General features: G+C 60.2%; 18 protein-coding genes. 4 read left to right on the top strand and 14 right to left on the bottom strand.

The window, feature by feature from the left end:
- Positions 1-12: 12 nt before the first annotated feature.
- Together MF270_RS17345 and MF270_RS17340 are read right to left on the bottom strand one after the other, a co-directional pair.
- Positions 13-1,299: a TRAP transporter large permease gene (locus MF270_RS17345; protein ID WP_027264380.1), complete on the bottom strand. Its 1,287-nt coding sequence runs from the start codon at positions 1,297-1,299 to the stop codon at positions 13-15.
- Positions 1,296-1,889, bottom strand: a complete 594-nt coding sequence (locus MF270_RS17340) for a TRAP transporter small permease (protein ID WP_083545805.1) — start codon at positions 1,887-1,889, stop codon at positions 1,296-1,298. Before MF270_RS17340 ends, MF270_RS17345 begins: the two co-directional genes overlap by 4 nt.
- A gap of 218 nt (positions 1,890-2,107) precedes the next feature.
- Here MF270_RS17340 and MF270_RS17335 point away from each other — a divergent pair, with 218 nt between their 5' ends.
- The 3 genes from MF270_RS17335 to MF270_RS17325 are packed head-to-tail and all read left to right on the top strand — an operon-like array spanning position 2,108 to position 5,407.
- Complete coding sequence (locus MF270_RS17335) at positions 2,108-3,367, top strand: CaiB/BaiF CoA transferase family protein (protein ID WP_071974357.1); 1,260 nt, start codon at positions 2,108-2,110, stop codon at positions 3,365-3,367.
- Entirely contained in the window at positions 3,364-4,239 is an 876-nt protein-coding gene (locus tag MF270_RS17330) for a GntR family transcriptional regulator (RefSeq protein WP_027264381.1), read from the top strand. The genes MF270_RS17335 and MF270_RS17330 overlap by 4 nt, the downstream gene beginning before the upstream one ends.
- A 4-nt stretch (positions 4,240-4,243) precedes the next feature.
- Positions 4,244-5,407 carry an acyl-CoA dehydrogenase family protein gene (locus tag MF270_RS17325; protein WP_027264382.1) on the top strand — a complete coding sequence of 388 codons (1,164 nt, stop codon included), beginning with the start codon at positions 4,244-4,246 and terminating at the stop codon, positions 5,405-5,407.
- Positions 5,408-5,491: 84 nt separating this feature from the next.
- Here MF270_RS17325 and MF270_RS17320 read toward each other — a convergent pair whose 3' ends face one another.
- The 3 genes from MF270_RS17320 to MF270_RS17310 are packed head-to-tail and all read right to left on the bottom strand — an operon-like array spanning position 5,492 to position 8,718.
- Complete coding sequence (locus tag MF270_RS17320) at positions 5,492-6,658, bottom strand: acyl-CoA dehydrogenase family protein (RefSeq protein WP_036051588.1); 1,167 nt, start codon at positions 6,656-6,658, stop codon at positions 5,492-5,494.
- A gap of 16 nt (positions 6,659-6,674) precedes the next feature.
- Entirely contained in the window at positions 6,675-7,913 is a 1,239-nt protein-coding gene (locus MF270_RS17315; protein WP_027264384.1) for a thiolase family protein, read from the bottom strand.
- Positions 7,914-7,929: 16 nt separating this feature from the next.
- Positions 7,930-8,718 (bottom strand): enoyl-CoA hydratase/isomerase family protein, encoded by a 789-nt coding sequence (locus MF270_RS17310; protein ID WP_027264385.1) that lies wholly within the window; start codon positions 8,716-8,718, stop codon positions 7,930-7,932.
- Between the two features lie 113 nt (positions 8,719-8,831).
- Here MF270_RS17310 and MF270_RS17305 point away from each other — a divergent pair, with 113 nt between their 5' ends.
- Positions 8,832-9,935, top strand: coding sequence for a CaiB/BaiF CoA transferase family protein (locus tag MF270_RS17305; protein WP_036051655.1), 1,104 nt, complete (start codon positions 8,832-8,834; stop codon positions 9,933-9,935).
- A gap of 25 nt (positions 9,936-9,960) precedes the next feature.
- On the opposite strand, the gene MF270_RS17300 is transcribed toward MF270_RS17305, so the two are convergent.
- The 9 genes from MF270_RS17300 to MF270_RS17260 form a co-directional block, all read right to left on the bottom strand.
- Positions 9,961-10,749: an SDR family NAD(P)-dependent oxidoreductase gene (locus MF270_RS17300; RefSeq protein WP_027264387.1), complete on the bottom strand. Its 789-nt coding sequence runs from the start codon at positions 10,747-10,749 to the stop codon at positions 9,961-9,963.
- A 12-nt stretch (positions 10,750-10,761) separates the two neighbouring features.
- Positions 10,762-11,553: an ABC transporter ATP-binding protein gene (locus tag MF270_RS17295; RefSeq protein ID WP_027264388.1), complete on the bottom strand. Its 792-nt coding sequence runs from the start codon at positions 11,551-11,553 to the stop codon at positions 10,762-10,764.
- Positions 11,554-11,614: 61 nt separating this feature from the next.
- Entirely contained in the window at positions 11,615-12,853 is a 1,239-nt protein-coding gene (locus MF270_RS17290) for an ABC transporter substrate-binding protein (protein ID WP_027264389.1), read from the bottom strand.
- A 34-nt stretch (positions 12,854-12,887) separates the two neighbouring features.
- Entirely contained in the window at positions 12,888-13,940 is a 1,053-nt protein-coding gene (locus MF270_RS17285; protein WP_027264390.1) for a branched-chain amino acid ABC transporter permease, read from the bottom strand.
- Positions 13,941-13,943: 3 nt separating this feature from the next.
- On the bottom strand, positions 13,944-14,828 hold the full coding sequence (locus tag MF270_RS17280) for a branched-chain amino acid ABC transporter permease (RefSeq protein ID WP_027264391.1): 885 nt from the start codon (positions 14,826-14,828) through the stop codon (positions 13,944-13,946).
- 15 nt (positions 14,829-14,843) lie between these two features.
- Complete coding sequence (locus MF270_RS17275; RefSeq protein WP_223228100.1) at positions 14,844-16,841, bottom strand: AMP-binding protein; 1,998 nt, start codon at positions 16,839-16,841, stop codon at positions 14,844-14,846.
- 4 nt (positions 16,842-16,845) lie between these two features.
- On the bottom strand, positions 16,846-17,625 hold the full coding sequence (locus MF270_RS17270) for an ABC transporter ATP-binding protein (protein ID WP_028288584.1): 780 nt from the start codon (positions 17,623-17,625) through the stop codon (positions 16,846-16,848).
- Between the two features lie 212 nt (positions 17,626-17,837).
- Positions 17,838-18,677: an HTD2 family dehydratase gene (locus MF270_RS17265; RefSeq protein ID WP_027264394.1), complete on the bottom strand. Its 840-nt coding sequence runs from the start codon at positions 18,675-18,677 to the stop codon at positions 17,838-17,840.
- An 11-nt stretch (positions 18,678-18,688) separates the two neighbouring features.
- Positions 18,689-19,852, bottom strand: a complete 1,164-nt coding sequence (locus MF270_RS17260; RefSeq protein WP_027264395.1) for an acyl-CoA dehydrogenase family protein — start codon at positions 19,850-19,852, stop codon at positions 18,689-18,691.
- Positions 19,853-19,855: the final 3 nt, after the last annotated feature.

Below are 19,855 nucleotides of genomic sequence, written 5' to 3'. Positions count from 1 at the left end.
AGGCCGACGTCGTCAGTTCATTGTCGAGGGCAGCCACAGCACCAGCACGGGAAATGCAGTGAGCAACGCGATCACCAGCAAATGCGCCAGAACATGCGGAAACGTCCCGCGAAAGATTTCGCCCAAGGGTCGCCGGGTATATCGGGCCACCACAAAGACATTCATGCCCAGCGGCGGAGTGACCATGCCGACCTCGGCCGTCACCACGACGATCACCCCGAACCAGATCGGGTCGAAGCCCAGCGACAGGACCAGCGGCAAAAGCACCGGCACCGTCAGGATGAGGATGGCGATCTGGTCCATGAAGGCACCCAGAAAGACGTAGATGATCAGGATCACCACCATCACCCCCATCGGCGAAATACCAAGGCCGCCGATCCATTGGGTCAAATCGTTGGTCACCCGCGTGAGGGTGAAGAAATAGCCAAAGATATGCGCGCCGAGGATCACGAAAAGGATCATGCAGGTGGTCTGCGCCGCCCGTCTCAGGCAACCCCAGGCTTGGCTGAATCCCAGTTTGCGCTCGTGCAGCGCCAGCAGCATCGCGCCGAAGGCGCCGATCCCCGATGCCTCGGTCGGCGTGGCAATGCCCGAGTAGATCGTGCCGGTGACGGCCAGGAACAGCAGCAGCATTGGCCCGACACGCGACAGCGACGCAAATTTATCGCGAAAGCTGTAAGGCTGGCCGGCAGGCGCGACCGAGGGATCAATCCGCACCAGAACCGCGACCGTGGCCATGATGGTCAGAGCGACCAGAATCCCCGGTATCACCCCCGCCACCAGCAGCTGTCCGACCGAGACATCGGCAATGATCCCATAGAGAATCAGCGCCACAGATGGCGGAATCAACATCGCCAGTGTGCCCGAAATCGCCACGACGCCGCTGGCCAGCTTGGGGTCGTAGCCTTCGTCGATCATCGCCGGGATCGAAGTGGATGCCAGCGTTGCCGCCGCTGCCGTGCTCGACCCCGAGATCGCGCCAAAGCCCGCCCCGGCTACCGCGGTAGCCATGGCCAGGCCGCCGCGGAGACGGCCGACCCAAATGGTTGCAGCGCGAAAGAGATCTTGCGCCACGCCCGAGATGATCACGAATTCGGCCATCAGGATGAACATCGGGATGGTGATGATTTCGTAGGAATTCGCGGTACTTAGGGGTGCAGTCTTCAGGATGCCGCCCAGTACCGCCATGCCGCCGAACAGATAGAGCCCTACAGACCCCGAAATCGCCATTGCCAAGGCCACCGGCAGCCCGATCACAAGCAGCCCGGCCAGAAGCGCAATTACCAGAGCCACCGTCACAGGACGTCCTCCCCTTGGAGCGCGGTGGTCTCGGGCGGGGGCGGCATTTCAACCAGATCGTGGCGCGAGAAGATGGAAAACGCGTGCCCGACCACCCGGTAGATCAGGCGCAGCGTCAGCAGCGCGGTGCCAATCAGGACGACCAGATAGGCCGGCCAGGTCAGCCATGGGACCAGCGCGGCGATCCGGTCCTGCCCGGCATAGGCGCTCTGGAAGCGGCCCCAGGCCTCGAACGCGATCAGCGCCATGACAACTGCCCCTGCAGCATAGCCCACCGCCTGCCCCAGATGGCGAACCCGTCGCGGAAGTATGTTTTGGAACAGATCGATTGCCACGTGCCCGTGATGATGGAGTGTGTCGGGCAGCATCAGGAAGAATACCGTGACCACAAGGTAGAGACCGATCAGGTCGTAGGACCAGCCCAGTGGCATCGAAAGCGCGTAGCGCATCGCAACATCCACGACCACGATCAGCATGATCACCGCCAGTGCGACACAGGCCAGCGCCGCAAACCCGGTCTCTAGCACGGCCAGCCCCCGCGAAACGGCCAACAGGCCGCGCGCGCCCCCCCTTTTCTTCGGCGGTTCCATTGCGGCCACCCCCCCCCTTTTTTTTGGCGCTATTTCGGGCCATTTCCATCGGCGATTTCCACGCCGGAAACGAGCCGCCTTAGCCTCATTGTGGCGCCAAACTTAGCAAGGCCCCCTTGCATGTCAACGCTCCCCGTGCAAAAAAACTAGCAATACAGTCTTTTAGTCTTTTGTAGCGTGCGGTCGGTGCAGCCGATCCGGTGCCGGGGGGGGGAATCATGTTTCAAATGCTCGACGGGGTGCGCGTGGTAGAGCTGGGCCATATTCTCCTGGCCCCCTACGCCACCCAGTTCCTGGGCGATTTCGGCGCTGATGTGATCAAGGTCGAAGCGCCGGAAGGCGACTATTATCGGCGCCTCGGCGCCTCGCGCGTGCCGGGTATGACCGCTCAGTGGATGGCGGTGAACCGGAACAAACGCAGCATTGCGCTTGATCTCAAATCCCCCGAAGGGCGTGCGGCGCTGCTGGAGATGCTGAGTCAGGCGGACATCGTGGTTCACAATATGCGAGTGCCTGCGATCGAGCGGCTGGGTCTTGGATATGACGCCGTGCGGGAGGTCAATCCGCGCATCGTCTACTGCGCCGCGATCGGGTTCGGGCAGGACGGGCCCTATGCCGACTTGCCCGCCTTCGATGACCTGATTCAGGCCCGGTCGGGTCTGGCCGAGGCCAACGGGCGCAACGCAGGTGCCCCCGCCTTTGTGCCGATGGTGGCCGCCGACAAGATCACCGGGCTGGCGCTGGGTCAGGCGATGCTGGCCGGCCTGTTCCGGCAGCGCACCACCGGCGAAGGGTGCTACATCGAAACGCCGATGTTCGAAACGATGATATCGGTGATGTTGAGCCAGCATTTCAACGGGGCGGCCTTCCGGCCTCCGGAAGGCGGGTTCGGCTATGCGCGGGTCATGAGTCCATTCCGCAAACCAGCGCAAACCAGCGACGGTTTCATCGCGCACGGGATCTACAAATTCGATCAATGGCAGCGGTTTCTGCGTGCTGTGGGTCGCGACGACGTGGCCGACGGCCCCATGATGACCGACGCGGCGACCGCACAGCGGCATTTTCCCGAACTCTATGAACTTGTTGTAACGCATATCCTGCCGCAGCGGACCACCGCAGAGTGGCAGGCGCTGTTCGATGCCCTCGATATTCCCAATGCCCCAGTGATGGCGATGGAGGACCTGCCCGACGATCCGCATGTCCGCGCCGTTGGCCTGATAGAAGATTATGACCATCCCCAGCAGGGGCCGATGCGCCGGGTCCGAAGCCCTTATACGATGCGCGGCGTCGAGATGGGCCCCGATCTTCCGGCACCTGCCCTTGGCGCACAGGGCACGGCGATCCTGGAAGAGTTCGGCTTCTCACCGGAAAGGGTTGCTCAACTGATAAAGGCCGGTGTCGTTGTGCAACCCGAGCAGGACTCGTCGGTAAACGACGGTCTGACAGGAGCGGTGCCTCGGTCCGGCGACCAGCCTTGAGCGGCACCCGGACCACCGGCGTCGGCCACTGTCCCCGCCCGGAGGAAGGCTCGGCCAGGGAACTGCTTCGGCAGCGTGACGGCATCCCCTTGTATCTCAAGCTCGCAAGCCTATTTCGCGAAAAGATTCGCTGCGGCGATTGGCCCATACACAGCCAGTTGCCAACCCTTCCGGCCCTGCGCGACGAATACGGCCTGGCGCGCGAAACCGTCCGCCAGGCTCTTGGGGTTCTGCGCAATGAGGGCATGATCGACAGCACGCGCGGACTGGGCACCTTCGTGACTGCGGCGGCCGAGGAGAGCGAGCCACGTGCGCCCGCCTACGATCCGCTGACGCTCGGGGCACAGGTGCGTATAGATATATTGTCGCGTGCGCCCTGTAAGGAGCTTCCCGATCTTGGCCGCGACCTGACGGGGATGGAAACGCCGCTGGTTCATGTGCGCAAGCGCCATCACGCCGGGCAGCAGCCGTATTCGCTGGTCGATCTGTGGCTGCCGCAACGCTATTTCGAGATGCTGCCCGAGGGCGCTGACGAAACGCAGCTATATTCGCAACTGCTGCGCGACCACACCGGCATGACGGATCTGTCGGGCGACCAGATCATCACCATCGTTCGGGCCGACATCGCCACCGCGCACCTGTTGGGCATCACCCTCAGCGAGCCGGTGGCCCATGTGGTCTCGCGCTTGTTCGATCCCGAAGGCCGCCCGGTCATGGCTCACCTCGTGCAGATCCGCAGCGACGTCTTTTCCGCCGAGCGCCAGTTCGGCAATCTCGCCACAGGAGATCCCGGCTCCTGGCGCCCGCATATGGCGGAACCCGCCCCGCCCGAGCATTCGGGCGAACCACACCCACGTCAGAAGAAGGAGTGATCGCATGGATTTCGATCTCACCGAAGAGCAACGGGCCATCCGCGACGCGGTGGCCAGGATCTGCTCGCGTTTCGACGATGCCTACTGGCTGGAACGCGAACGAACCGGGACCTTCCCCGAAGATTTTGCGGCCGAGATCGCAAAGGGCGGTTTCTATGGCGTCACGATGGAAGAGCAGTATGGCGGATCGGGCCTGGGTATCACAGAGGCATCGCTGGTCATGCAGGAGATCGGGCGTTACGGCGCGGCGGCCAGTTCCGCGGTGCATATCAATATCTTTGGGCTGCAACCGGTGGTCGGCTTCGGCACCGACGAACAGAAGGCTCGAATGCTGCCGCCTCTGATCCGCGGAGAGCACCGCTCCTGCTTCGGCGTAACCGAACCGGACGCCGGCCTTGATACCACGCATATCTCGACCTTTGCGCGCCGACGCGAAGACGGTGGGTATGTGGTCAACGGGCGCAAGGTCTGGACCTCGACCGCACAGCGCGCAGATCACATCCTGCTGGTGACCCGGACCACGCCCATCGAGGACTGCGAGCGACCGACCGACGGCATGTCAGTGTTCTACACCGATTTCGACCGCAGCAAGATCGACGTGCATGAAATTGCCAAGATGGGCCGCAAGGCGGTCGACTCCAACGCTATCTTCATTGATGGGCTGGAGGTGCCCGAAGAGGACCGCATCGGCGCGGAAGGTGAGGGTTTCAAGGTCCTGCTCCACGGGCTGAATGCCGAGCGGATCATTGTCGCCGCGGCTGCGGTCGGGTTTGGGATGTACGTACTGGAAAAGGCGGCCGCCTATGCGCGCGAACGCGTCGTCTTCGACCGTCCAATCGGCCAGAACCAGGCGATCCAGCATCCGCTGGCCTCGGTGTGGATGCGCCTTCAGGCGGCGGAACTGATGACCTACAAAGCCGCCACGCTTTACGATCAGGGCAAGCCCTGCGGGCTGGAGGCCAATACCGCGCGCAACCTCGCCGGCTCGGCGGCCTACGAAGCGGCATTCCGCGCGGTGCGCACCCACGGCGGCTTTGGCTTCGCGCAGGAATACCACGTCGAGCGTTACTTTCGCGAAAGCGTACTGAACTTCATCGCGCCGGTCAGCGAGGAGTTGATCCTCTCCTACGTGGCCGAGAAGGCATTGGGGATGCCCAAGTCCTACTGACTCTTCGCCCGTATCGCGATCACTCCGGGTCGTGCCCACCCTCGACGCTGACGAGCGCCGACGGTGGGGCGGCCAAGGCCCTTTTCAGAACGCGTTAAGCCCGGTCAGGTTGCGCCCGATGACCAGTTTTTGGATTTCGGTGGTGCCATCGGGAATCGGCATGACCTTTGCATTGCGGAAGTGCCGTTCAACGGGGAACTCTTTGGTGATGCCGTTGCCGCCGTGGATCTGCACCGCTTTGCCGGCGATTTCGACGGCCATTTCGGTTGCATACCATTTCGCCATCGAGGTCTGGGTGTCACAGCGCACGCCCAGGTCCAGAAGTTGCAGCCCGCGCTGGCACAACAGGCGCGCGGCATCCAGGTGCGTGGCCATGTCGGCCAGGTAGCCTTGAATCAACTGGTGCCCGCCGATCGGCTTACCATGTTGTTGGCGATCCTGCGCATATTTGACGGCACATTCCAACGCCGCCTGCGCTATGCCAATGCTCGTCAGGCCGACAAACACGCGAGCGCTCTCAAACAGTTTCAATGTCTGGAACAGGCCGCCGCCTGCATTACCCAGAACATGGTCAGCGCTGGTTTCGGCACGGTCGAAAAACAATTCGCAGGTCGATGCACCGACAAGCCCCAGCTTGCGCAATTCGCGGCTCTCGTAGTTGCCGGTATCGCGGTCGACGATGACCATGGAAATACCGTCGTCCAGATTGCAGACAACGATGGCGAAATCCGACTGGGCCCCATTGGAAATCCAGAGCTTCTGGCCAGTGACGAAAATCTTATCGCCCTCGCGGTCCGCACGTGTCTTGACCTCGCGTACGTTCGAACCGACCTCTGGTTCGGAAATACAGGTGGCACAGATCCGTTCGCTGCGCAGGAGCGGCTTCAGATAGGCCTCTTTCTGCGCCACATTTCCCAAGAGGTTGACCGCGAACACGGCATGACCCTGAATCAGCACCGCGATTGCCAGATCGGCCCATATCCGGGCCAGTTCCTCGTATAGGATGCCATAGGTCATGCGGTCGATTCCGGCACCGCCGTCCTCTTCGGGGATCAGGCCGCTGATCAGCCCGAATTCCTCGACCTTGGCGAACAGGGACTTCAGGGTTTTCGCATCGGGGGGGTGGCCGAGGTTCTCGTATTTCTCGGCCAGCGGCGCGAACTCTGCCTCGGCCATCTTGCGGAAGTTTTCCAGCAACATGCGTTGCTCATCTGTATAGATTGCCTGAGCGGCGGCGATCACGTTTTCCATGGTTCGTCTCCTTGTTTCAACGGCCCAGAATGGTGACGCAGGCGGCCGCTTCTTCTACCCCGTGCAACCCCCCGCCGTTTTCGGCGATGGCGTTCTTTGCCCCTTCGACCTGACGCGCGCCAGCTTCGCCGCGTAGTTGCGTGACCAGTTCGAAAACCTGCCCTATCCCTGTGGCACCGACCGGGTGGCCCTTGGATTCCAACCCGCCCGAGGGGTTCACCGGAATGCGTCCACCGATCTTTGTCTCGCCGCGCAGACTGGCGGGACCGCCCTCGCCGAATTCGACAAATCCGAGGTTCTCGATCTGGATCACTTCGCCCACGGCCGTGGCGTCATGCACTTCGGCCACCGATATATCCTCGGGGCCGATCCCGGCCTGTTCATAGGCCTCAAGCGCGGCAAGCCGGGTCAGGTGGTTCTTGTAATCTTCCGGCGGACGATCGGTGCCCGAGCGCAGGATCGCGGCCTTGACCTTGATCGCGCGCGCGGGATCTAGGCCCAGACGTTTTATCCCCTCGCCGGTGCATAAAACGGCCGCAGCGGCCCCGTCCGAGATCGGGGCGCACATCGGCAGGGTCAGCGGATAGGTGATCGGCGGCGCGGCCAATACCCGATCGACGCTCATGGCTTCTCGGTATTGCGCCAGTGGATTATGCACGGAATGCGCATGGTTCTTGGCGGCGACGGCGGCGAACTGTTCCTGAGTTGTGCCAAAGGTCTTCATGTGCAGCCGGGCGAAGCCTGCGTAGACATCCATGAACACGCTGTAGGGCTTGGGCGATTTCGATCCTTCGGGTTCCTCGACCCCTGCACCCAGATCGGCCAGCCGTTGCGCGACCTCTTCGCTGTTGCTGACGTCCCAGCCGCTGTCGAAGGCCGAAAACATCAACGCACGGTCGTCAGAATACATCTTTTCGGCGCCCACGGCGAGACAGCAGTCGCCATTGCCGGCCTTGAGGAAATCGACTGCCAGTTTGAACCCGGTCGAGGCGCTGGCGCAGGCGTTTTCGACATTCACCACCGGAATGCCCTGAATGCCCATTTCACGCAGCGCGATTTCGCCGCGGATCATGTGCTGGCCCTCCATGTGGCCCTGCACCGCGTTCGAGAAGAATGCGCCGTCGATACGATCTGCCGTCACTCGGGCATCGGAAAGCGCGGCGGCGACGGCCTCGCCGGTCATGTCCTTGATGGTTTTGTCCCGGAACTTTCCGAACGGCGTCATCCCGATGCCAACGATGTAAATGTCCTGCATCGTTTGTCCTCCTGACCTAGTATCCGCGAAACTGCGGTTTTCGTTTTTCATTGAACGCCGACAGACCCTCGTGCATGTCCCAGGATCGCATGTGCGCGCGCAGGTTCAGCATCTCTTCGGAAAGCGCGGCGGTTTCGTCCACGTCCAGCGACCGATTGGAAACCGTCTTCATGCGGCGTAAGACCGCCGGGCTTTTTTCTGCCAGCCTGTCGGTAAAGGCCTGCACCGCTTGTCGCAGGTCTTCGTCCGCGACGACCTTGTTCACCAGTCCCCAGTCCATCATGTCCCGTGCCGAAACGTTCTCGCCCGAGAACAGCAGGTATTTCGCGCGGTTCAGGCCAATCCTACGCGGCAGGATCGCCGCACCGCCGGCCCCGGGAAAGACGCCAAAGTTGGAATGTGCGTCGCCCAGTTGCGCGCTTTCGGCGGCAAAGACCAGATCGCAGGCCATCACCATTTCCAAACCGCCCGCCATCGCCAGCCCGTTCACTGCGGCGATCACCGGTTTCGGGCCATGTCGCATAAGCCCAAACGTGTGATCGACAAGATCCAGAAGATCCGGCTCGCCTGGTGCATGTTTGGCGCCAGCAACTTCTTTCAGATCGGCACCGGCGCAGAATGCCCGGCCAGAGCCGGTCAGGACAATTGTACGCACCCCATCGTCGGCCAGCGCCGATTCCAGTGCTGCCGCCATCTCGCGCAGCATCTGCGTTGACATTGCGTTGAGCTGTTCGGTGCGCTGGAAGGTAATCCATTCAGTTTTTGCGACCCGCTCAACGAATAGCGTCTGCTTTGCCTCACTCATGCTAAGCTCCTGATAATTATACATATTATTGGTTTTTCGCCTTGTCTTTTGCGGCGATTTACGCTGCACTCGGGCGGACCCGCACGTGGAAAACAAAAGAACTGGAGATTGATATGAGCACTGCACCCCTGGCCGGCCTGAAAATCCTCAGCCTTGCCGAACAGTTTCCCGGTCCCTATGCCACAATGCTGTTGTCCGACATGGGAGCCGAGGTGATCATGATTGAACGCCCGGGCATCGGTGATCCGGCCCGGCAATTTCCGCCCTTGTTCCGGGCACTGAACCGAGGCAAGCGCAGCGTTGCGTTGGATCTGAAATCGGCCGAGGGGCTGGCACGGTTTCGCGAACTGGCCAAGGAATCGGATGTCATCGTCGAAGGGTTCCGCCCTGGCAAGCTTGCGGCCTTGGGTGCCGGTTTCGAGGACATGCGTAGTGTCAACTCGCGGCTGGTTTATGTATCGATTTCGGGTTACGGGCAGGACGGCCCCTATCGTGACAGGGCTGGCCATGACCTGAGCTATGAAGGGGTTGGCGGTTTGCTGGCCGATCAGGCCGATGCAAAGCAGCCCGGCCCTGTGCCGCCGATCCCCCTTGCGGATGTTGGCGCGGCGTTGTTCGCGGCGATCGCAATCCTGTCGGCGGTGGTGTCGAGCCAGCGCACAGGGCAGGGGCGTTACGTGGACGTGTCCATGTCGGATGCGGTGGTTTCGATGTTGACCGCATTCCTCGTTCCCGCCGCCAATGGAACACCGCTGGGCGAATTTATCGCCGAGCCGGGCTATGGCGTGTTCACCTGCAAAGACGGCAAGCTCTTGACCTTGTCCATCGCGCATGAGGACTGGTTCTGGAAACCGTTCTGCGATGTGATCGACAGGGCGGATCTTGCGCCGTTGACAGGCCGCGACCGTGTCGCCCGCAAGGCCGCGCTGCGCGAAGAAATCGCGGCGATTCTGGTTGGCAAGACGCGCGCCGAATGGGGCGACCTTCTGGATAAGGCGGGGGTGCCATGGGGTCCGGTCAATTCCCTGGTCGAAACGTTGGACGACCCCCATGTGCGTGCGCGCCAGCTGCTGCGCAAGATTACGCATGACGGCGGCAAGGCCGAGACTTTTATTGTCCAGCCGTTGAAATTTGATGGCTTCGAAACCGCAACACCGAATCTGCCCCCTGAACTCGGGGCAGATAATGACAGCGTTTTTTCGGACGACGCCACCTAGAGGCGGCGGTTGGTCGATGTCTACTCTAGCAGGCAAACGAATACCCACCATTCACTGGATAGGTCTGTCCGGTGATCCAGCTGGCAGCATCCGAGCAGAGGAACAGGATCATTCCGGCGGGGTCTTCCGGCTCGCCCAGACGGCGGATCACGTATTGCGACAATGCCCGCTTCTCGGTCTCTGCATCCGGGATCAGGTCGGCGACAGCCGGAGTTCTTGTGCCCCCCAAGGCGACGCAATTCGCGGTGATCCCGAACCGGCCGCCGGCCTTTGCAATTGCCCGCATGAAGCCGGCCGCACCGGCCTTGGCCCCGGAATAAACCGCCAGATGCGGTTCACCGACACGGCCGGCGTCGGAAATGACGGTCACAATGCGCCCATAGCCACTGTTAACCATCAACGGCATGGCGTGACGGGTGCAGTTCAGCACCCCATCGAAATTGGTGGCCATCCAGCGGCGCCATTCATCGGGATCGGATTCCCAAAAAGGGACCAGATCGTCGAGCCGCGATGTCGGCCCGGCGTTGCCCGCATTGTTGACCAGAATATCCACGCCGCCAAATGTGGTCTGCGTTTCGGCAAACGCCGCGCCAACCGCGTCGAAATCCGAGACGTCGAAGGCGAGCGGCAGAGCCTTTGCACCCGCTGCCTCCACTTCCGCGGCAACGCTTTCGGCCCGTTCGGCGTGAAAATCGTTGACAACGATGGCACCGGCTCCGTGTTCCGCCAGATAAAGCGCGACTTGCCGACCAACGCCTTGCCCCGCTCCGGTTACAAATGCGGTACGACCTTTGATGGAAAGCAGGTTACTCATCTTCGCTCCTTTCTATCCCAGCCATCTCTTCCGGCGGCGATAGTGTTTGATATCTCGATAGCTTTTGCGCTCGCCCGATGCGGTTACGCCGAGATAGAATTCCTTGATGTCCTCGTTGTCAGCGAGCTTGTCGGCAGGGCCGTCCATCACGATCCGGCCGTTCTCCATCACATAGGCATAGTCGGCGATCGATAGCGCCGCGGCGCTGTTTTGTTCGACCAGGAAGAAGGTCGTGCCTTCTGACTTGAGCTGCTTGAGCACTTCATAAACATCCCGGACCATCATCGGGGCCAATCCCAACGACGGTTCGTCGATCGCGATGATCTTGGGGCTGGCCATCATGGCCCGGCCGATCAGCAGCAGTTGTTGTTCGCCACCAGACATGAAGCCAGAGGTGCGGTTGCGCAGGTCCGCAAGCCGGGGCATCAAGGTGTAAACATGGTCCAGGCGCTTTTTCAGCTCGGCGGAGTTGGGCACCATGTGCCCGCCGACGATCAGGTTTTGCTCTGACGTCAGATGCCGCAAAACGCGCCGCCCTTCCATCACATGGATGAGACCGTTCTTCACGACTTCCGAGGCTTCCATGTTCTGAATGGGAGTTCCGTCCAGAACGATGGACCCCGCCGAAACGGTTCCATCCTCGGATTTGAGCGTTCCCGAGATGGCTTTAAGCGTCGTGCTTTTTCCTGCGCCATTGCCACCGAGCAGAGCAACACATTGTCCCGCACGGACTGTCATGGACACGCCTTTGAGCGCCAGGATGACGTCGGAATATGTCACCTCTACGTTGTTGAGTTCCAGCATGGTCATATTGCCCGGGGCTAAGGATCAGAACGGGCGCCGCGACTGCGGCGCCCGGATTAATTCACCATTTCTCAACTTGCGGAACGTCGACACCCGTTGCCGCGATGGTGATTTTCCCATCTTTGACGGTGCCCACATTCACTTTGAGGCCTTCCAATGGGAACGGTGCTTCTGGCGTAAAGGACAAGGTCGGCAGGAACCCATGGGTTTCTTCGGTGGTGATCGGTTTGGCAAAAAGCGCCTCACGTACCATCTCTCCGGTCAGGCCCTCGGCGCCGTTCGCCTCGATCGCGTGATCGATCACGGTCACGGTATAGAGACCCTGAGATACGCCCATTGCGGTCACGACGTTCCAAGGTGCTTCGAGTCCGTAATCGGCAACCAATGTCTCGTAGAATTGTCGCGCGGGAGTGTCCTCATCGGCCGCAATCACCATGCCGTAGGCTTCAAAGTCCCCCTCCATTTGCTCAAGCCCGCCAAGCGCGCTACCCGAGGCTGGAAGCCCGTTATGCGAACTCATCATGATCGGGATGTTCGCCCCGTTGGCCTGCAGCCCACGTTTCGCGGCAACCACGATAGAGGTGTTCGTTTGGATTACCAGCACCTCGGCCCCGGCTCGTACAACGCGGCGCATTTGCCCCGTCAGATCGGTGGGTTGAACTTCGGTATAGATGACCTCGACGAGGTCGATCTCCTCGGGGTGCTCTTCGGCATAGAGTTCAATGCCCTTTGCCATGTCGACATAGGCAGGCGATGCTTCTGAGGCGAGGATCGCAACCTTGAGCGGTTCGTCTCCGCCGCGCTGTTCACGCATCCAGTTCAGAAAGCCGACACTTTCGTGCGAATAGGTCGGGCGTGGGTTGAAAATCCAGGCATCCGGTTGCCAGGCAAAACCGTAGGCCGCTGTGGCCATGAACATCGGGATTTTGTCTTCCGGCAGGCGTTCGGAAAGGGCCGCGACGTCGGGCCCGCCGAGGCCGACAACCGCAATCGGGTCCAGTTCCGATTTGATCCCGGGCCAGAGACTTGCCACCTGTGCCGCGTCATAGCGGGTTTCGTAGTTTTTGTAGTTCAGCGTGACGCCAAGTTCCTTGCCGCGGGTTTCATTCCACCAGGTGAACACAGCCTCACGTCCGCCGGCCAGAATGGGCATGATGTCAGCATAAGGGCCGGAAAAGTCCGACAGCAGGGCCAGATTATAGGTCTCTTCGGCCTGCGCCTTCAAAGGCATGGTCGCCGCGGCCGCCAAGGCAGCCGCAGCCAGAAAGCCGCGAAGACCTCGATTCGATTGGTAAGTCATATTCTTCCTCCCAGGTTTAGAGCCGCTCTATTTCTCAGTAAGGAAACGGCCAGATACGGTATGACGACTTCAGGATGTTCCAGCGGTGCATCAGCCCCTTGGGTTCGAGGATCATAAACAATGCGATCACGCCGCCAAGAACGACATTCATGCCAGCGAACACGATGTCACCGCCAAGGAATGATACCGAGTCGGCGATATTGGGGCCGACCGTCGCGATAATTTCCTGGATGATGCGGATAATGAAGACGCCGATCAGGGCCCCCACGATTGAACCCATCCCGCCGACGATGATCATCGCGACGAAGAAGATCGAGTGAAACAGGGTGAACTGGTCTACCCCCACGAAGCGGATCAGATAGGCCCAAAGCGCCCCGCCGACGCCCGCATAGAAAGCGCCGATCAGGAAGGCATTTGCCTTTGTGGCCGCGACATTGATCCCCATTATACCCGCGGCCACGTCATCATCCCTGACCGCCACGAAGGCACGGCCGAAGCGTGACCGAACGATCCCGAACGCGCCCGCCACCATGATCGCGGTGACCGCGAAATTCAGATAGAACTGCGAAGATTCGCTGACAAATCGCAGCCCGAAAAGCTCGGCCGGGGGCACGGTGATACCGTTCGATCCACCCAGCCAGGTAGACGGCAGGTTCAATACGGCAAAGTGGAACAGGAACTGAGCTGCAATCGTGGTCAGTGCCAGATAGAACCCCTTGATCCGCGCCGCGGTCAAGCCAAAGAGAAAGCCGAACAGCGCAGCCGAGAGCCCGGCCAGAGGAATGGTCAGCAGAAACGTAAGGCCGGTCTTCGAGGCCAGTATCGAGGCCGTATAGGCCCCGACCCCCATGAAAGCCGCCTGACCCAGGTTGATCTGGCCCGCATAGCCGGTGCAGATCTGAAGCCCGACGGCGATGACGGCGCTGATCATCATCATATTCAGGATAGCGATGATACGGCTGCTCACCAGGTAAGGCGCCAACAGCAGTAGAGCCATGAATACGACGAGGGCCAGAAACTGCCAGCGCGTTCGGATCAAACGTCTGTCACTGCGATAGCTTGTCGGGAATACGCCGGAAGGGTCCATGGATTACACCCGTTCAATTGTGCGCCAGCCGAACAGGCCGGTCGGTCGGATCAGCAGAATGGCAAGCATGATGATATAGGGGACAACGCTGCCCAGTGACCCTCCGATCAGCGGGTCAAGATAGTTGGTTGTCAGGCTCTGGACGATGCCGATAATCACGCCCGCAAGGATCAGCCCGCCGATGGATTCCAGCCCGGCAAACAGCGCCACCGGCAGGGCCGCGAACCCGATATCCGAGGCCAGGAAGGTCAGCGATTTGCCGCTGAGAAAGATCATCGCACCAATTGTGGACAGGATTGCCCCGAGAACCCAGGCAAAGGCAATCGAGCCTTTCACCGAAATGCCCATCGAGGAGGCCACGACGTGGTCTTCCGCCACGGCGGTCATCCGCAGGCCGGACCGGGTCCGGTTGAAGAACCACGACAGGCCGACGGCGGCGACAATGGTGATGATCCCGCCTATCAGGAGGTTCATCGGGATCAACATGTCGCCGAGGAACAAGGGTTTCAGCGGGAAAATGATCGGGAAGGGCCGCACGGCGGGACCGAACACAAGCAGCACCAGACCGCGCAGCAGGATCAGAAGACCGACGGTGACCATGACCATCGAGAAAACCGATTCACCGATCAGCTTTGTCAGGAAAATCCGTTCGATTGCGTACCCGACCAGCCCGGCCAGAACCAGCGAAAGGGGTATCGACAACCAAAGGCTAAGCCCCGCTTGCATCGTTGTGAACCAGACGATGAACCCGCCGATGATCACAAGCTCGCCCTGCGCGAAGTTGAACACCTTGCTGGCGCGATAAATCACAACAAAGCCCATGGCCACCAGCGAATACAGAAGGCCGATCAAAGCCCCGGTAATGATGTCATTGATGAAATAGACCATTGTCGCCGACCTCCTTTAAGATTTGGACTGCCGCTTGGCAGCCTTCGATGCGTTTTCAACATCCGACACGCGAACCGTGGTCTTGAGAACGCCTTGACGACCGTCCTGATAGGTCACAGCGATTTCGAGATCTGTCTCGTCATCGCCAGCATAGATCGCCTCGACGAGCTTGGCATACCGTTCCTCCAGAAAGGCCCGGCGAAGCTTTCGGCTGCGGGTCAACTCGCCTTCATCCGGGTCGAGTTCCTTGGGAAAATTCGCAAAACGTGCCACGCGCGAGCCTTCGGGCAGGAGCGCATTGATGCGCGCCACTTCGCCTTTGATAAGGTCCAGAACTTCGGGTTTCTGCGACAGATCGGTGTAGGTCGAAAAGCTGATCTTGTTCTCTTCCGCCCAACGCCCGAGAACTTCCATATCGATATTGATAAGCGCGCTGACGAAATTCCGGCGTTCGTCGCCCAATGTCATGAGGTCCTTGATGAAGGGGCTATACCGCAACCGCGTTTCGATGAACTGCGGCGGATAGCTGTGACCGTTTGCCAGGCGGCGCATGTCCTTGACACGGTCAAAGAACAATAGCTCGCCGTCGTCGGTCATCGAGACCGCATCACCGGTCTTGTACCAACCGTCTTCGGTCAGCACCTCTGCGGTCTTTTCGGGCTTGCCGTGATAGCCGCCGAAGCCCGATCCGCCACGCACCTGAAGCTCCCCTTCGTCCGAGACCCTGTATTCCAGCGGTTCGCCGTAGTTCGTGTTGCTTTGCATCCAGCTGCCGCTGGTTTCCAGCTGATAGCTTTCGCCGACATGCGCGGTCAGAAGGCCGATTTCGGTCGCGCCATACACGTTGCGCAGCTTAACCCCCATCGCGTGGAACATACGAAAGACGTCAGGTGCCATCAGGGCGCCGCCGCTCATTGCGTTTTTGGCCTTACCAAGGCCAAGATTGTCGCGCAGGTGATGCAGCACCAGAGCTTCGGCAAAGGGAAGCTGCAGGCGTGCGGCAAGGCTGGGGCTACGCCCTTCCAGCCGCTCGACGTAAACGTTGCGGCCAACCTTCATGCCCCAATTGTACATCGCATTGCGGAACTTGCCCGCGCCCAGCATCCGGGCCTGAACGATGGAGGCGAGGTTTTCCCACTGGCGCGGACTGAACACCAGTGCATCAACCGCCAGTTCGCGAATGTTGGTCAGTACGTCTTCAGGGCCTTCGGGAAAATTGACGACCATGGGCGCGATCAAACCGATCGACAGGCCGAAAATCTGTTCCGTGACCCAGGCAGGCGAAATGTAGGTCAGGTATTCGGTGCCCGGCGCGATTTCGATTGCCCCCATCACCCGCGAGCAATTGTCGAACAGGTAGCGATGGCTGATGACAACGCCCTTGGGTTTTCCCGTGGTCCCCGAAGTATAGGACAGCAAGGCGGTATCGTCCGCCCGTCCACGTTTTACGTGTTCTTCAAATCTGGCGGGTTCCTTGGCGTGGATCTGACGCCCTGCCGCGCTCACACTTTCAAACGAATGCAACAGGGGATGATCATAGCCCCACAGACCGGAATCGTCCCAGTAAACGACCGCCAGGGCGCCCGAGTACTTGCCCGCAATCTCGATGCATTTATCGACCTGCTCCTGATCCTGCGCCAGAAAAACCCGCGTTTGCGAGTCTTCGGCCAGATACAGAATCTCTTCAGCGTTTTGATCCGGATAGACAGACAGGACTTTGCCGCCTAACGACTGGACGGCGTATTCAGCCCAGAAATGTTCGGGTTCGTTTTCGCCAATCATCATGACGGATTCGCCAGCCGACAAGCCCAGGTTCTCCAACCCGAGAGCCAGGGCGCGAACCCTGTCAAGAACATCGGCCCAGGTGAATTCACGCCAGATGCCCAGGCGCTTGTGCCGTTCGGCGAGGTTGGTCGGTGTGGATGTCGCTCGCGCGAGCAAAACCTGCGGCAGGGTTTCGCTATGTGTCACTGCTGGGTCCGAAAAGACCATTGCTGTCCGTTGTTTGACCATGCCGCTACCCCAGATATGCCTTTATGACAGCCGGGTCCTTCTGGATTTCTTCCGGGGTGCCTTCGGCGATGACCCGCCCGAAATCCAGCACCACGATCCGGTCGGCAAGGTCCATCACGACGCCCATGTCGTGCTCCACCAGAACTACCGGAATCTTGCGCGCCTCGCGCACATCGAGAATGAAGCGCGCCAGGTCTTCTTTTTCCTCCGAGTTCATGCCGGCCATCGGTTCATCCATCAGCAGGATCGACGGTTCCTGCGCCAATGCACGGCCCAGATCGACACGCTTGCGCAACCCATACCCCAACGTGCCCACGGGCCGGTTGCGGATTGCCTCGATCTCGAGAAAATCGATGATCTCCTCTGCGGCTTCACGATGTTCCGATTCCTCGCGCATCACGGGACCGAACTGGAAAAAGGCCTGGACTACATTCGATTTCATCAGCATGTGGCGGCCGATCATAATGTTTTCCACCACCGTCTGCCCGGCAAAAAGATGGGTGCCCTGAAACGTCCGCGCCAGACCGCGCCGGGCGATCTGGTCAACACGCAGGCCGGTCACGTCCTGCCCGGACAATTCGACACGGCCCTTCTGCGGACGGTAGAAGCCCGCAGTCACGTTCAGAAGTGATGTTTTTCCGGCACCATTCGGACCGATAATTGCAAGCAATTCATCGTCGGCCACGGAGATGCTCACATCGTCGAGCGCGGTCACACCGCCAAATTTCAAAGTTGCGCCACGCACCGCAAGCGGTGACGATACGTGCCCGTTATTCGTGGTCATGTTACAACCCGTGCTTTTCCCCAACACCTCATGGAGGCACGCATAGCCTGACCGCACGGTTTTCCGTTGGTTACGAGTTTTCCTCGCATCGTTCCTCCTCCCACCTCTTAATTCAGAGGTTTGCCTGGTCTATTTTACCAAGTCTCTCCGCGCAGCCTAACAGATGTTAGAAAAATTGGTCAACAACTGAATCCGCTACCAAAGGAAACCGATCAGACAGCCGCGTACTCTGCGGAAAAGCTTCGAAGACCGTTTTGATCCTGACACCAGACTGTCCCGGAGGTGCCGGTCTCTTCATTGTGCAGTTGCAATTCGCAGGGCAGGGTGAGTGGCGCGAGGCCGCGGAACGAAAACCGGTGGGGCGATGTTTTCAACGCATCCGCCGCCAGATTCAGAAGCAGCGTGGCCTGCAATGGGCCATGCACAACAAGCCCGGAATAGGCTTCGGTTTCGGTGGCGTAGACGTAATCATAGTGAATGCGATGGGCATTGAACGTCAGCGCCGAATAGCGAAACAGAAGAACAGGATCCGGTGTCAGCGTCGATCTAAGCGTGGTGGGGTCACCCGCGTCAGCTGCGCTCTCGCCCGTGCGGGGGGTGGAAATCTCACGATAAACGATCGTTTGCTGCTCCCGGATACAAAGCCGGTTGCCACTCAGATACTCATGTTCGACGGTCACAAACACCAATGGTCCACTACGGCCCTGCTTGGCCACAATATCCCTGATCGAAGAGCGCCGGGTGATGGTTTCGCCGATTTTCAGCGGCGCGATATGTTTAACATCGCCGCCGGCCCACATCCGGGCGGGCAGCGGGACAGGGGGTAGGAATCCACCCCTTGCGGCATGGCCGTCTTCTGACAGGGCGGTCGCTGGCACGGTATCAAGGGAAATGCACCAATGAATTCCCAGCGGGACATCGCCTGATCCGTCCCAAAGATGCGGACCGAGCGTGGCGCGGAATTTGTCGATCAGCCCCTCCGTCAGAACGTCTTCTTTAGTCTCGGTGCGTCCCAGCCAGGGCGCCAGCGCGTCAAGGTCGATCTCACCCATAATCCTGGCCTTCAGAACGATCTTGGCATGCCGAGGATATGTTCTCCGACATATGACAGGATCAGGTTGGTCGAGATCGGGGCGACCTGATAGAGGCGCGCCTCGCGGAACTTGCGCTCGACATCGTATTCCCGTGCGAAACCGAAGCCGCCATGGGTCTGGATGCAGGCATTGGCCGCTTCCCAGCTGGCCTCCGAAGCCAGCAGCTTGGCCATATTCGCCTGTGCTCCGCAATCCAGCCCAGCATCGAACCGCCTGCAGGCTTCAAAGCGCATCAGATTGGCGGCCTCGATGTTCACATAGGACCTGGCGATAGGGAATTGCACGCCCTGGTTCTGGCCGATGGGGCGGTCAAAGACCATGCGGTCGCCGGCATAGGTGCGGGCCTTGTCGACGAACCAGTATCCATCACCGATACATTCCGCCGCAATCAGGGTACGTTCGGCGTTCAGCCCGTCAAGAATATGGTAAAATCCGCGCCCCTCGGTCCCGATCAGGTTCTCGGCGGGGATTTCCAGGTTGTCGAAAAACACTTCATTGGTTTCGTGGCCGGGCATATTGGCGATGGGGCGGACCTCCATGCCGTTGCCGATCGCCTCTTTCAGATCGACCATGAAGATCGACAGGCCCTGCGATTTCTTCTTGACCTCGGCCAGCGGCGTGGTGCGTGCCAGCAGGATCATCAGGTCGGAATGCTGGATACGGCTGATCCAGACCTTCTGGCCATTGATCTCATACCGGTCGCCCTTTTTCACCGCCGTGGTCTTCAGTTTGGTGGTGTCGGTGCCGGTGGTCGGTTCGGTCACGGCCATGGATTGCAGGCGCAATTCGCCGCTGGCGATGCCGGGCAGATATTTCTGTTTCTGCTCCTCCGAACCATGCCGCAGCAGCGTGCCCATATTGTACATCTGCCCGTGGCAATGGCCCGCGTTGCCGCCGCAGCGGTTCACCTCCTCCATGATGATCGAGGCTTCCGTCAGGCCCAGACCCGAGCCGCCGTATTCTTCTGGGATCATCGCGGCGAGCCAGCCCTCGCGGGTCAGCGCATCGACGAATTCCTCGGGGTAGGTTTCATCCTCGCCGAACTTGCGATGATATTCTGGCGGAAACTGCGCGCAAAGTGCGCGCAAGGCGTCGCGCAGATCGGTGTGAGTGTCTGGGGCTGACGTCTGCATCGG

It is taken from the genome of Mesobacterium pallidum (assembly GCF_019966535.1).
Classification (GTDB): Bacteria; Pseudomonadota; Alphaproteobacteria; order Rhodobacterales; family Rhodobacteraceae; genus Mesobacterium; species Mesobacterium pallidum.
The sequence above is the reverse complement of the archived record's forward strand: the minus strand, read 5'-3'. Positions and strand labels throughout refer to the sequence as shown.